The 13,800-nt window shown below is 35.3% G+C and carries 12 protein-coding genes and 2 pseudogenes; 11 read left to right on the forward strand and 3 right to left on the reverse strand.

The genetic code is table 11. From position 1 onward, the window contains the following. Window positions 1–168: 168 nt before the first annotated feature. The 9 genes and pseudogenes from CLLU_RS16035 (at window position 169) to CLLU_RS16075 (ending at window position 9,697) form a co-directional block, all read left to right on the forward strand. Window positions 169–1,320: an aldo/keto reductase gene (locus tag CLLU_RS16035; RefSeq protein WP_106010786.1), complete on the forward strand. Its 1,152-nt coding sequence runs from the start codon at window positions 169–171 to the stop codon at window positions 1,318–1,320. 551 nt (window positions 1,321–1,871) lie between these two features. Next, window positions 1,872–2,657: a TetR/AcrR family transcriptional regulator gene (locus CLLU_RS16040; protein ID WP_106010787.1), complete on the forward strand. Its 786-nt coding sequence runs from the start codon at window positions 1,872–1,874 to the stop codon at window positions 2,655–2,657. 307 nt (window positions 2,658–2,964) lie between these two features. Continuing rightward, window positions 2,965–4,347 (forward strand): radical SAM/SPASM domain-containing protein, encoded by a 1,383-nt coding sequence (locus CLLU_RS16045; RefSeq protein WP_106010788.1) that lies wholly within the window; start codon window positions 2,965–2,967, stop codon window positions 4,345–4,347. A gap of 203 nt (window positions 4,348–4,550) precedes the next feature. After that, entirely contained in the window at window positions 4,551–5,234 is a 684-nt protein-coding gene (locus CLLU_RS16050) for a response regulator transcription factor (protein WP_106010789.1), read from the forward strand. Beyond that, the gene (locus CLLU_RS16055) at window positions 5,200–6,183 is read left to right on the forward strand and encodes a sensor histidine kinase (protein WP_106010790.1); all 984 of its coding nucleotides are present in this window, start codon (window positions 5,200–5,202) and stop codon (window positions 6,181–6,183) included. The genes CLLU_RS16050 and CLLU_RS16055 overlap by 35 nt, the downstream gene beginning before the upstream one ends. Before the next feature lie 76 nt (window positions 6,184–6,259). Further along, complete coding sequence (locus CLLU_RS16060) at window positions 6,260–7,021, forward strand: ABC transporter ATP-binding protein (RefSeq protein WP_106010791.1); 762 nt, start codon at window positions 6,260–6,262, stop codon at window positions 7,019–7,021. Window positions 7,022–7,131: 110 nt separating this feature from the next. Beyond that, window positions 7,132–7,551, forward strand: a pseudogene (locus CLLU_RS19375) (FtsX-like permease family protein); the annotation flags it as partial. A gap of 1,268 nt (window positions 7,552–8,819) precedes the next feature. Continuing rightward, window positions 8,820–8,981 (forward strand): annotated as a pseudogene (locus CLLU_RS16070) (ATP-binding protein); the annotation flags it as partial. A 17-nt stretch (window positions 8,982–8,998) separates the two neighbouring features. Continuing rightward, entirely contained in the window at window positions 8,999–9,697 is a 699-nt protein-coding gene (locus CLLU_RS16075; protein ID WP_106010792.1) for a response regulator, read from the forward strand. 11 nt (window positions 9,698–9,708) lie between these two features. Here the strand turns inward: CLLU_RS16075 and CLLU_RS16080 are convergent, their stop codons facing one another. Further along, entirely contained in the window at window positions 9,709–10,254 is a 546-nt protein-coding gene (locus tag CLLU_RS16080) for a helix-turn-helix domain-containing protein (protein ID WP_106010793.1), read from the reverse strand. 219 nt (window positions 10,255–10,473) lie between these two features. Here CLLU_RS16080 and CLLU_RS16085 point away from each other — a divergent pair, with 219 nt between their 5' ends. Then, complete coding sequence (locus CLLU_RS16085) at window positions 10,474–11,553, forward strand: M24 family metallopeptidase (RefSeq protein WP_106010794.1); 1,080 nt, start codon at window positions 10,474–10,476, stop codon at window positions 11,551–11,553. A 91-nt stretch (window positions 11,554–11,644) separates the two neighbouring features. Here CLLU_RS16085 and CLLU_RS16090 read toward each other — a convergent pair whose 3' ends face one another. Further along, window positions 11,645–11,959, reverse strand: coding sequence for a rhodanese-like domain-containing protein (locus CLLU_RS16090; protein ID WP_106010795.1), 315 nt, complete (start codon window positions 11,957–11,959; stop codon window positions 11,645–11,647). Between the two features lie 14 nt (window positions 11,960–11,973). Next, a complete protein-coding gene (locus CLLU_RS16095; protein ID WP_106010796.1) occupies window positions 11,974–12,687 on the reverse strand; it encodes an RsiV family protein in 714 nt (237 codons plus the stop codon). A 128-nt stretch (window positions 12,688–12,815) separates the two neighbouring features. On the opposite strand from CLLU_RS16095, the gene CLLU_RS16100 reads away from it, so the two are divergent. Beyond that, window positions 12,816–13,667: a YitT family protein gene (locus CLLU_RS16100; RefSeq protein WP_106010797.1), complete on the forward strand. Its 852-nt coding sequence runs from the start codon at window positions 12,816–12,818 to the stop codon at window positions 13,665–13,667. Window positions 13,668–13,800: the final 133 nt, after the last annotated feature.

The following is a 13,800-nucleotide window of genomic DNA, read 5'->3' on the forward strand; positions in this document are numbered from 1 at the left end:
TATTATCCATAAGAGACTTTCCTTCTTTCTTTGTATATTTTGTTTTTGCTTACTTAATATATTATCAGAGGAAAGTCTCTTTTTCCATTTCTTATCTCAAATAACCCTACAGTAATTTTACACTAATTGTATTTAACTTAATTAAATTTAAAATGAGGAGATGGAAAGATGTTATATAGAAAATTTGGTAAAACAAATGAAGATGTTTCAGTTTTAGGTTTTGGTTGTATGAGGTTGCCTGTTATTGATGGTGCTCAGGACAAAATTGACGACGAAAAAGCTATTGAAATGGTACGATATGCGGTTGATCACGGTGTTAATTATATTGATACGGCATATCCTTATCATGGAACGGGTTTTGACAAAGGAGGAGAAAGCGAGCCTTTTGTCGCCAGAGCGTTAAAGAATGGATATAGAGAGCGTGTGAATATTGCAACGAAATTGCCGGTATGGCTGGTTCATTCAAGAGAAGATATGGATAAATACTTGAATGAACAGCTTGGGCGTCTTGAAACGGACAGGATCGATTTTTATTTGCTTCATGGACTCAACAAAGATATTTGGGAAAATATAAAAAAATTAGGTGTCTGCGAATTCCTGGATGGGGCGATAAAAGATGGCAGAATTCGATATGCGGGATTTTCTTTCCATGATAATATAGACAGCTTTAAAGAAATCGTAGATTCTTATGACTGGTCTTTCTGCCAGATTCAATACAATTATCTGGATGAGAACTATCAGGTGGGTACTGAAGGGCTGAAATATGCATCAAATAAAGGACTGGGCGTAACTATTATGGAGCCGATAAGAGGAGGCGCCCTGGTTAACAATTTGCCAAAGGAAGTTTTAGACGTCTGGAATGAAGCCCACATAAAAAGGACACCTGCACAGTGGGCACTTAGGTGGGTAATGAATCATCCGGAGGTTTCAGTGGTGCTAAGCGGTATGACTGAGATGGCTCAAGTTGTAGATAATATAAATACGGCAAATGAAGGGGAAGCCGATTCATTAACAAAAGAAGAAATGGCGTTAGTCAATTTTGCAAAGAAAACTTTAAAAGAAAAGATGAAAATCAGCTGTACCGGGTGTAGATATTGTATGCCTTGCCCCTCAGGGATAGATATACCTAATAATTTTTCTGTTTATAATAATGCATATTTGTTTGATTGTCTGCCATTTGCCAGGCTGCAATATAATATGAATTTCACCAAAGAGGCTAAGGCGTCCAATTGCGTCCAGTGCGGGAAATGTGAAAAACGCTGTCCACAGCACATTGCTATTAGAGAAGAATTAAAAAAGGTAAGAGCGGCATTAGAATAAAGCTAAACTAAAAAATTCGTAAGAGTTACATGAATTTACCCGTGCAATCGTAAATTCATCTTTACATTTTACGCTATTTTTGTAAAAAATTCTTGACTTTGAGTAGACTCGAAGTGGTATCATAATCGTATTGAAATTAATAATTAGTTAAATAAAACAGTATCCAATAAATAATTACATGTTGTTAAATATATTGATTTAAAGAATTAAAAGTGCTAGAATTATAATGAATAATAAATAACTAGTAGAATAATATTCATTGTTCTGCATGATCATTAAAGTCTGTGTCATGGCCGGCAAGGTAAAAACTGAGGCAATATCGATGAAAATAGAAGTTACTGTCAAGCAACAGCAGAATTAAATCTCTATATAATTATAAGGTTAACTAATAATTATATGTTTAGATACTTCTTCAGGTGCAGAAAGGAGGTGATATTTTAAATTTATGAATGGATACTAGTTATATTATTTTGTAACACTGTTATAATAAGAATAATATAGTGAGTATACAGTTATTTGGCATTCATAAAATTTAGAGAGGATATAAATCAATGAATTATAGCATTAAGCAAATAATAAAAAAAGCCGCAGAGAAATTGATCTTACAGAAGGGTTTCAGAGATACTACAATTAAGGAGATTTCAAGAGGTGCAAAAATATCTGTAGGTACTATCTATCGCTATTATAAAAGTAAGGAAGAAATTCTCAATGATATAGGAAGAATGGATTTAAAGGATGTATCTTATTCTCAGGACAATAAACGGAAAGAAATAATGGATGTTGCCCTTGATGTTTTTGGAACAAAAGGATATACTAGAACAAATATGGAGGATATAGCCAATAAAATGGGTATGTCAAAAGCTTTTATTTATCAGTACTTTAATAATAAGGATGAACTATTTCTTTCTACAATTAGAGAATCCTCGCAGATACAGACAATTTTTAATCTGTCTAAAGTTAATAAGGAGTCTATAAATATAGAAGAAATTTTAACAAAAATCGGAATGAAAATTCTTTCTATATTTAAAAATCCACAAAAATTAAAACTAATGCGGATTATTATTGCAGAAACTCCTAACTTTCCGGAAATAGGAGAGCTCTTTTTTTGCCAGGTGGTTGGAAGGGTTACAGAAGCTTTAAATGAGATATTAAGATCTCATGCTTCTAGTGATATAGATCCTGTGCTGTCAATTAGACTTTTCATTGGGGCTATCTGGTCATTAGTATTTTTACAAGAGATGCTTCCCCTGGATGATAGAAATTATGATGATGAAACTATTGTCAAAAATGCTGTAAAAATATTTCAACGTGGAACTTTGAAATATGATACTGATTAGACAAAGTTAGCTGGAAATATTTTTAATTAAGGATACAGTTTACTTTGATTTAAATTACGTAGAAAGCAGTGAGAAAATCTGCTATAAATATTATATTATCTATAGATACTTCTGCAGTAGTGATTCCTCTATATTTGCAAATTTTGATGATACTATTTTCCCAAAAATCAACTCTCAGTTAAAGTCAAGGAATCCAATTCAGAAAGTTGGATTTCATTATTCACACTTAAAGATAAAACAGATATATGAATATCAACTGTTTGCTGCTATACTTTCATGAATAAATATTTTATGAGGAGGAATTTGCATGAAAATAAAAGATAACTTGGAAAAAGCTACTAAACAAGCTATTGTAAATAAAATTGTTGGTTATCTTGATAAAAATCCGGAAAAAAACATAGGTAAAATTTTCAAGGCTATTAAAATGCTGACTAAAGATGAATCTGCACTGGCTCAAATTGAATTTGTCGAGAATTATTATAACAATGATAAATATAAACATGAATATATTCAGAACATTTTAAAAAACACGGATACCAAGTGCCTCAAAAAATTTTTTTCTAATTTTTTTGCAAATGCAAACTGGTTTGCTGGTCCAAGAAGACAGAAATATATGGATGAAGAGGACACTAAAGTACCATTTGTTATGCTTTTGAGTCCGTCTATGAGATGTTCGCTTCATTGCAAGGGTTGTTACGCTTCAAGTTTTAGTAAAAAAGATGATATTCCTCCAGAGGAAGTTGATAGGATTATAGGAGAAGCAAGGGATCTTGGAATTTATTATATTATTATTTTAGGCGGAGAACCTTTTTTCAACGACTATCTTCTGGACATTTATGAAAAATATGACGATATAATGTTTACACCATTTACCAGCGGACTTTTTCTTGATGAAAAAATTGCAGACAGACTTAAGAAAAGCGGTAATGTGATACCTATGCTTTCAATTGAGGGCTTCGAAAAGGATACTGATGAACGTAGAGGAAAAGGCACATATCAAAAGGTATTGAAAGCTATGGATATACTTCATGAAAGAGGAATACTGTTCGGAGTGTCTTCAGCTGTTACGAGGACCAATATAAATACAGTGCTCAGTGATGAATTTACAGATATGTTGATTGAAAAAGGTTCTAAAATGAGCTGGTACTTTTTATTCATGCCTGTCAATGGAGAAGATGAAGATTTTGATATGATGCTTACAGGAGAGCAGAGAGATTACCTTGGAAGAAGATCCAGAGAAATAAGAGCTAATAAACCATATTTTACTCTCGATTTCTTTAATGATGCCCCATATGTAGGGGGCTGCATTGCAGGTAAATACTTTTTCCATGTCAATTCTAAAGAAGATGTTGAACCCTGCATATTTTCACATTTTTCGACTGTTAATTTAAAAGGCAGGCATTTGATAGATGCTTTCAGGGATCCGTTCTTTAAAAAATTAAGATCCATGCAGCCCTATAACAAAAATATGTTGAGGCCGTGCAGTATGATAGATAATACCAATGTTATAATAAATGTATGCAAGGAAGTGGGTGCAAAGCCGGACGATGCCGGAGCAGAAAAAATGCTTCATGATCCTGAATTTCATGAAAAGATAACAAAGTCATCGAAAGAATTTGCACCATATGCTGAAAAAACCTGGAAAGAATTTTTTGATGGAAGCGGCAATGACAAGTTTGCCAAAGGATAAAGTATAAAAAAAGAGCTGCATTAGGTGAATGGCTGTTTCCATAATAAAGATTTTCCCGAGCTGAAAAGCCCGGGAAAATCTTTATTATCGGCAAATGAATTCATTAAGAGAGGTCATAAAGTATGATAAAATTATACTTGCAGAATAACCTGTTTTTTAGTCAGGGCATGATCTAGTACTATATTTTTGAAAGGTGTGGGAATATGAATAGAATTTTACTTATTGAAGACAATGAGCAGCTTCAGAAATATATATCCGAGTATTTGGAGGCCTATAACTTTACAACGAAGGTACTTGATGACTACGATGCCGTGCTTGAAACCATATCAGCTTATAATCCAAAACTCATTTTGCTTGACATCAACCTTCCCAAATTTGATGGATTTTACTATTTGAAATTGATACGGAGACATTATAAAGTTCCAATTATCATCATTTCAGCCAGGAGCGAAGAAGGGGAGCAGATAAGGGGCATGGAAAACGGTGCAGATGACTATATCACCAAACCTTTTTCAATTGGGGTACTGCTGGCAAAAATAAATGCCATGCTGCGAAGGGAAGAGCAGCAAGAGAGTATTATAACCATACATGGAATATGTTTGAAGGAAGATACTATGAGTGTATTTTATAAAGGGATAAAGACAGAGCTTTCTAAGAATGAATACCGGGTACTCCGGCTGCTCATGAAAAATGCCGGGCAAATTGTCACCCGTGAGCAGCTTTTGGAAGAGCTTTGGGATGATGTAAGTTTTGTGGATGACAATACCTTAACTGTAAATATTACCCGGGTAAAGAAGAAGCTTATAGGACTTGGACTGCAAAACTGTATTGAAACTAAGAGAGGTGTGGGATATGTATTTGATGCGGCTGCTGTGGAAAACCGTTGATAGTGAGAGGAAGGCTATTATTTTTTATATTTTAAATACTGCCCTTCTCCTTTTAATTTTTAATCTTGTTTACCCGGGAAGCATGATTGCATATCCTACTTTGATTAGCTTGACTATATTGGCAGCTTATGTAATTGTTAAATCTGTTATTATGTACAGATTTCTGAACAGCTTAGACAAGGCAAAACAGGGCAGAGGTTATAAGCCAAATCCGGACAACTGCAAGGAAGCCCTTGCTTTTGGAGCAATGGAGGATATACATGAACATTACAATAATATCATCATTTCTATAAATGACAAGCTGAGGGACCGCAACTCCATGTTCTCCAGTTTTATACATAACATGAAGACCTCTTTGACCATTATTGAACTTGCCTGTGACAATCCATCCAAAGATTCTCTGGAAGATATTTCCCTGGAAAATGATAAGCTGAAAAGAAATTTGGAGCAGGCTCTGAACATTCTGCGGCTTGACGAGTTCTCCAATGATTACATGCCGGAACGTGTTGATCTTCGCTCGCTCATCAGCAGGGTTATCAATGAAAAGAAACGTGACTTTATCTATGCAGGCGTGTATCCGAAACTTCACGGGGGGTCAGCCTATGTTTACACGGACAAAAAGTGGTGTGCTTACATCCTGGAACAAATCATCGCCAATGCTGTTAAATACACTCCTTCAGGTAAAAATGTCCATATGGAAATAAAACCTGGTGAAAAGCGCACGATACTGACGATCCGGGATGAGGGCATCGGTATCAAAGCAGAAGATGTCCCCAGAGTTTTCGATTTGTTCTTTACAGGCAAAAACGGGAGAAAACATAAAGCCGCTACAGGAATAGGTCTTTTTATGGTTAAATATATTGCAAAACAGCTTGGTATTGAGGTAGATCTGACTTCAGCCCCGGAGAAAGGGACAAGCGTTAGCTTGTCTTTTCTTTCAAGATTGTAATGTTATTGCAAGGTAAATCAATTTTTATTTTATACTCTTTTGACTATACTAATGTTAAAGCAAAGGAGATGAAATTATGAACGACATTATCAATGTAGAAAGCTTAACCAAAGTATATGGATCCTTTAAGGGGGCGAAAGAGGTCCATGCTTTACAAGGTGTGGATCTCACCGTTTCTAGGGGAGAGTTTATTGGCATTATGGGGCCCAGCGGCAGCGGAAAAACTACGCTTTTAAATATATTGTCCGGTATTGATACTGCAACATCAGGCAAAGTAATCATAGACGGAAAAGCCATTGATAGGCTTAAAAAAGACGAGCTGGCGATTTTTCGCCGTAAAAGGATTGGATATATCTTTCAGGACTTCAATCTTCTTGAAAGCCTGACCTTGAAAGAAAATATTGCTTTGCCGCTGATATTGGATAAGATGCCGCCGCAAGAAATTGAAAATCGTGTGAATGAACTGATGAATTTCTTCGGTATCAGCGACCTTGCGGAGAAATATCAATACCATGCTTCAGGAGGTCAAAAACAGCGTGTGGCAGCGGCACGGGCGCTTGTAAGCGATCCGGCGGTATGTTTTGCAGATGAACCCACAGGAAATCTTGACTCAAAGTCATCCGCCAATATTATGGAAATGATGACTCAGATGAATACCGAAAAAAACTGTACCATATTGATGGTTACTCATGATGCCTTTGCCGCATCTTACTGTCAAAAGATTATCTTTATCAAAGACGGCAAAATCAACATTCAAATTCAGAGCTCCGGCGACAGAAAGGCTTTCTTTGATAAGATATTGGAAACCTTGAGTATAGTGGGAGGCGATAAAGAATGACATTTTGGTATATTGTGGCCCAAAACCTGAAATATAATTTTGGGCGTTTTCTTTCCTATTTTTTTGTGAACAGCTTTGTGGTTGCAGTTTTATTTTTGTACGGAAGCCTTATGTTTAATAAAATTTTAGCCCGGAATTCGTCTTTCCGGTCGGCATCTCCTTATATTAATGCGGCGGCGTATGCCATACTTTTGTTCAGCATAGTTTTTGTTGCATATACAGGTATTTATTTTGTGAAATCCAGAAGTCGCGAATTCGCACTGTATCTTACATTGGGGATGACAGACAAAGACTTGATGAGGATGATTTATATAGAGAGCCTTGTAATTGCTGCCAGTTCCATGATTTTGGGACTGCTTTTCGGACTTCTGCTGTCAAAATTGTTTTATATGATACTTGCCAGAATATTAAGCTTCACCGGATTTAGCTATAACGATATTTATTACATAGATTACAGAACCTTTTTTCTCAGTTTTGGTGTTTTTGTCATTGTTTTTCTTTTTAATATGATTTTTACCGGTATTTTTATCCGTAAACTCTCTGTAATACAATTAATTAAATCCTCCAGTACAAAGGGTGTTTCAAAGTCGCATCCGTTTATTAGTTCAGCTGCTGCCATTATATGTGTTTCTTCAACATTCTTTCTTCATGCTTTTTTAGCCAGAAGTGAATGGGCCAGGGATATTACGGGTAATTATCCTGTGCTGATTCCAATGCTTACCTTTGTGGCTGTTATAGTATCTCTGTATTTCGTAATAGCTTTTGGTATTGATATCTTTAGATATTTTGGCAAGCTATTCCCTGTATTTTATAATAGAAATATTCTGATTTTCGGAAGCCTCAGTCACCGGTTTTTTTCTTATAAAGTAACACTGTATATTGTTTCGCTGTTGATTTTTATTGCTATTTATTTTATGGGTATGGGAATATCCATCTATACTTACAATGATAAAACTATTAGGGAATTTGTTCCGTATGATTTCATGATTGAAACAAATGGCGAAATAAACAGAATCAGCGAAGATAAAATTAAGAAGATTGTAAAAGATGCAGGTGGCATTTTAGATACTTTTTCACCTTTGAAATTTACATATTGCCAAAATTATAGAAATACCAGGGATGGGTTCATTAATTACTATATGGAAAGGCAAAGGGATAGTCTGGTTGTTAGTGAAAGTGAGTTTAACAGGCATATGGGGCTTTCAATTGATGTTAAGCCCGATGAGTTGTTGCTTGTGTATAATTCCAGTGCAAATGCAAAAGAACCTGTTGATTTTGATACCATCATCACAATTGAGCCTTGGCGGAAAGGCGTAACCCGTGCAGAAACATTTGAGAAAAATCCTGCAGATATGAATACTTTTGTAGGAAAGTTGGGAAATGTAAAGCATCTGGCATATGACAGAGAAAACACAAGAAGTATGTATGCCCCTTTCATTGATTCTTATGGAAATATTGAATATGCAGGTGTTTTGGCAGATGTAATTGACGATAAAATATATGCAGAACTGAAAGCCAAGGAAGAAACCGCCTATTTGTTTAATCTTAAATCAGGTAACGGCCAGAAAGTATTTGATGCCATACTTGATGGACTGCGCAATATAAATGGAAGTAATGAAAGCTTATGGAAAAGCTCTAGTTTAGTATTCGGCAAAAAAGATGACATAACAAATCTGCGTCCAATTTATAAACAGGAACGTTTTAACATGGCCTTTGGTATTGGTGGTTTTACATTCTTTGCATTTAGCTTCATAGGATTTTTATTCTTACTGTCATCAGGTATTGTGTTGTACTACAAAATGGAAGTAAAATATCCGATTCCAGAAGGGGAGTTGGATTGGGGCTTGCCATATGTAAATCCATTGTGGAAATTCACGGCGGAAAAATTGCGGCTTTTAATAAAAAAAATGGAGGCGCTATTTTTAGATTTAATATTCCCGGCAAAAAGATAGTGGATTAAAGAAAGGGGAATGACATTTGGATAGCAAACCATATATTCTGGTAGTTGAAGATGACAAAATTATAAGAAGGTTTATAACTGCGGCACTGTCAGCTCAAAATTACAAGTACATTGAAACGGACATGGGAAATGAAGCCGTGGCTCTTGCCATGTCAAATAATCCGGATCTTGTAATACTTGATCTGGGACTTCCGGATATTGATGGAGTCCAGGTTATATCTAAAATAAGAGAATGGTCCAAAGTTCCCATTATAATTGTTTCTGCCAGAGAAAATGAAAGACAGAAAGTTGAGGCGCTGGACAAAGGGGCGGATGACTATCTGACAAAACCTTTTGGAATAGGAGAACTGCTTGCCAGAATCCGTGTATCCTTAAGGCACAATGGCGTGAACAGTGTCCAGAAAAAAAAGATAAAAGAATTCAGAGTTAAAGATCTGGTTATTGATTTTGAAAAAAGAAAAGTGGTTATAGCGGGGGAAAATATACATTTGACTCCTACGGAATATAAAATAATGGAACTTTTATGCAGATACCCGGGAAAAGTACTAACTCATAATTTTATTATAAATGAAATCTGGGGATCTGTTTTAGGAAATGAAACCCAGTCTCTCAGAGTGTTCATGGCAAACTTGAGAAGAAAACTGGAAAAAGACCCTACACGACCTGAATATATATACACAGAGGTAGGGGTTGGATACAGACTTGTTGATGAATGAAAATTATAGTATTAAAAGATCAGCGGAGTTATTACACAGATTAATTTTGTATTTTGCTTAAGTGGATTCTTCCAGGAATGAAGGATAGTCGAAGGATACTGGATTGAATCCCCTGCTCCTACAAAGTATTCAGTATTGTCCAGAGTGACAATAAGTCCTCCTTCAAGCACATATACAAATTCTTCACCGGGATGATTGAATCTGCTGCCATGAGTCTGTTCCGGCGGTATTATTACCAGCATTGACTCCATAGTCCTTGAAGGAAAATCTCCGCTTATTCTTATAAACTCTGAATTAGAACCTTCTATTTTAAAGGTTTTCTCTTCAGCAGCCTTGACTAAAAAATTACGTGTTTCAGGAGCTTTAAAAAAATAACTTATATTTACATTTAAAGCATCTGCAATTTTTTTGAGAGAAGTTATTGCAAGAGAAGAGGAACCATTTTCTATTTGTGATATAAAGCTTACCGAAAGCCCTGTTCTTTCACTTAAATCTTTTAAAGTAAAATTGTGTTCTTTCCTTAAATCTCGAATTTTTTTGGATATCTCCCCAATCATCGTTTACCTCCTATCATTATGTCTATGATTTTCATAAATATGAACTTTTATTTTAATATAATATCATAACCTCAAAATATATTCAATAATATCAAATATGATCATCTATAAATTACAGTATTTATAAAAAAATTACAGTAATATCGTAAATCATATATACACCTAAAAAGAAATATGATAATATTATAAATAATGACTTATCGGGGGAGTTGATTTTAAATGATACAAGAAAGACTTCAAAAAGTGTTAAAACTCATGAAAGAAGAAAAATTACCTCAAATGATAATTTCAGATCCATCTTCCATATTTTATCTTACGGGAAAGTGGATTTTGCCTGGAGAAAGAATGCTGGCACTTTATATATCGCTTAAAGGTGACAATAAGCTGTTTGTCAATGAGTTATTTCCTGTAAGTGAGGATGATATAGGAGTAGAAATCATATGGTATAATGACATTCATCAGCCTGTGGATATTCTTGCAAGATATGTTGAAAAAGACAGGATCCTGGGTATCGATAAAAATTGGCCTTCTCATTTCTTATTGGAGCTCATGAAACTAAAAGGAGAAAGTACATTTGTAAATGCTTCTGGAATTATTGACAGGGTGAGAATGTGTAAAGATGAACGGGAAAAGGAATTGATGAGAAATGCTTCTAGGCTGAATGACCTGGCCATGGGAAAAATGATCAAACTGATTCCGCAGAAATATCCTGAAAAGAAAATGGGGAAAATACTTTCTGATATATGGGAGGAATTAGGAGCAGAAGGTCATTCCTTCGATCCCATAGTGGGCTACGGGGCAAATGCTGCAGATCCACATCATGTGATGGATGGATCTGCTGTGAAGGAAGGAGACTGCATAGTTATTGACATGGGCTGCAGAAAAGATTCATATTGTTCGGATATGACCAGGACTGTCTTTTATAAATATGCACCTGAACACAGCAGAGAAGTTTACAATATAGTTCTTGAAGCAAACAAGAGAGGAATAGACAAGGTCAGGGCAGGAGTGAGATTTTGTGATATAGATGCCGCAGCCAGAAATTATATCACAGAGAAAGGTTATGGGAAATATTTTACCCACAGATTGGGACATTCTATTGGAATAGATGTTCACGATTTTGGTGATGTCTCTTCAGTTAATGAAGATATAGTCCAGCCGGGACAAGTTTTTTCTATTGAACCAGGTATTTATATACCTGGAGAAGTTGGAGTCCGTATAGAGGATCTGGTAATTGTCAGGGAAGATGGGTGTGAAATATTAAATAATTATTCCAAGGATTTAATGATATTGGATTAGTATCAAAAATTTATTGCAGATAAATATATTTAAAGGGAATTTAAGCTGTATTATGACAGGATGAAAAACTTAAATCCCTTTTTTTATGAGATCAGTGTTCGAGCCTGTAATGCCAGTTGTCAATTCCACCTAAATCATAAATTTTTTTAAATCCCATTCTTTTCAGTATATGACAGGCTTCTGCAGATTTTATGCCGCAGGTGCAATATACTGCAATGGTGGAATTCAAATCCGGCTTTATTTTTTTTATGGTATCTTTAAATTTTTCAATGGGGATATTTTTACTGCCGCCTATGTGCCCTTTGCGAAAATCCCTGCGGCTTCTAACGTCGATTAAAAGTGGAGGAAATCTGTCTTTGAGCATTTTTCTCAATTCTCTGCCGGATATTTTTCTTATATTTCCCATTGTAATTATTCCCCCTATCTGAACCTAGAATCACTTGTTCCGATAAGCCTGGCTATTGGACTTGCAGGGCTTATAATACCGGTTATTTCATTGTATGGAATTTCTATTTTGAAAAGTCCGTATACATAAGGTGTGTATTCATAGATTTGATAATACAATACCAGGTTTTCAGGGGTTAGATAATACTGTTGATCCTCTGTTATACCCTTGTATTCACTTATCAAATCAATATTATTTTCTTTAATATACTGCATTGCCAGTTCATTTAAAACTTTAGTATAGTATACCTTTGGGTTAAACAGGTCGCTGAAATCATATATCTGTCCTGTTTCAGTGTTGGCCGTTATAGAAGAGTACTTTGTATATCCGTGTGCTGCATGGTTTATATAAGTACCCATGCTGAAAAGTATACTGAGAATATTTTTTTCATTTAACATTGTTTCATAATTTCCCAGTACATCATGAAAGTCCACAACTTCAGGAAGAAGGACCTGGCTCCTAAAAAGTTTACCAACTTCATCTGCAATGGCATTGTTGATTTTTGTAATGGATTCTGTTTCTTTTTCATTTGATATTACTGGATAATTTATGCTAAAATTAGTAGGTGATAATTTTTGCTCATTTAATTTTACAGAATCAGTTTTAGTATCATTCCTGTAGAAACTGGACCGGCTGCTGTCAATGCTGAATGTATATTCTGAATTGTCAGGATAATTGAAATAAAGCATTTTGAATCTCCTTATGATTTTACTTCTCATAATATTTTATTCGGCCTGTTCTCCAATGTGCAAATTATTTTGCAGGGATGGGAAACTTCATCTGAACCAAATATTTAAAAAATGGAGAAATAAATAATATGAAAGATATTAAAAACAATATATGGAAGGTACTGGTTATTATACTTGGGAACATAGTGTATTCCGTAGGAGTCAACATGTTCATTATTCCCCATAAATTTTTAAGCGGCGGCGTATCGGGCGTTGCCATTATATGTCAGTATTTGACGGGTATATCTTCAGGATATTTTGTCATAGCTATAAATATTCCCATATTCATAATTGGATTTAAAGTTGTGGACAGGAAATTTGGAATATTTAGTTTTATAGGCATGACTGCCATGTCATTGTCACTTATATTCACCAGGACGGTAAACAGCTTTTACTATCTGCCGGATCCTCTTTTGTCAGCATTGTGCAGTGGAATACTTACGGGAATTGGTGCTGGAACCGTGTTTAAATGCAGGGCTTCCCAGGGAGGTACGGATATAGTAGCAGTGGCAATAAAGAAAAGATATGGACTTTCAATAGGAAGAATAGGATTTGCGATCAATGCGGTAATAGTTGCAGTAGGTATGGTCATAGGGAATTTGCCAATTGCCCTTTATACTTTGATATCCATGTACATGTATTCTGTGGTGGTTGACAAGATCATCGAGGGATTTGACAGAGAGAAGATAATGTTTATAGTGACAAGTAATACTGAGGGTGTGGAAAAAGCTATAGTGGAGAAGCTCGGAAGGGGAGTTACCTATCTTTACGGCGAAGGGGCCTATACTGGAGTTCATAAAAAAATAATATATTGCATAATGAGTTCCAGGCAGGTGGAAGAGGCCAAAAGATTCATCTACGATTTGGATTCTCATGCAGTCATGTCGATTATGGATGCAAGTGAAGTGAGGGGCAAGGGTTTTAAATCCAAAGTTTTTTAAAATGACTTAGAGTTTCCCCAAAATAAATTATTTCAGATATATCTAGGGCTATACTTCTAGTGCTTCAGCTATAAATAATTGTTGTGGAGCCTTGGTTTTTAAAACTGGTTGGATAAAATTTTTAATTCCAGTA

It is taken from the genome of Clostridium luticellarii, from assembly GCF_002995845.1.
In the GTDB taxonomy this organism is placed as follows: Bacteria; Bacillota; Clostridia; order Clostridiales; family Clostridiaceae; genus Clostridium_B; species Clostridium_B luticellarii.

Coding starts and splice junctions, on each gene's coding strand:
- CLLU_RS16045 (WP_106010788.1), top strand. CDS start 2,965: ATGAAAATAAAAGATAACTTGGAAAAAGCTACTAAACAAGCTATTGTA.
- CLLU_RS16040 (WP_106010787.1), top strand. CDS start 1,872: ATGAATTATAGCATTAAGCAAATAATAAAAAAAGCCGCAGAGAAATTG.
- CLLU_RS16085 (WP_106010794.1), top strand. CDS start 10,474: ATGATACAAGAAAGACTTCAAAAAGTGTTAAAACTCATGAAAGAAGAA.
- CLLU_RS16080 (WP_106010793.1), bottom strand. CDS start 10,254: ATGATTGGGGAGATATCCAAAAAAATTCGAGATTTAAGGAAAGAACAC.
- CLLU_RS16095 (WP_106010796.1), bottom strand. CDS start 12,687: ATGCTTTATTTCAATTATCCTGACAATTCAGAATATACATTCAGCATT.
- CLLU_RS16060 (WP_106010791.1), top strand. CDS start 6,260: ATGAACGACATTATCAATGTAGAAAGCTTAACCAAAGTATATGGATCC.
- CLLU_RS16050 (WP_106010789.1), top strand. CDS start 4,551: ATGAATAGAATTTTACTTATTGAAGACAATGAGCAGCTTCAGAAATAT.
- CLLU_RS16090 (WP_106010795.1), bottom strand. CDS start 11,959: ATGGGAAATATAAGAAAAATATCCGGCAGAGAATTGAGAAAAATGCTC.
- CLLU_RS16035 (WP_106010786.1), top strand. CDS start 169: ATGTTATATAGAAAATTTGGTAAAACAAATGAAGATGTTTCAGTTTTA.
- CLLU_RS16055 (WP_106010790.1), top strand. CDS start 5,200: ATGTATTTGATGCGGCTGCTGTGGAAAACCGTTGATAGTGAGAGGAAG.
- CLLU_RS16100 (WP_106010797.1), top strand. CDS start 12,816: ATGAAAGATATTAAAAACAATATATGGAAGGTACTGGTTATTATACTT.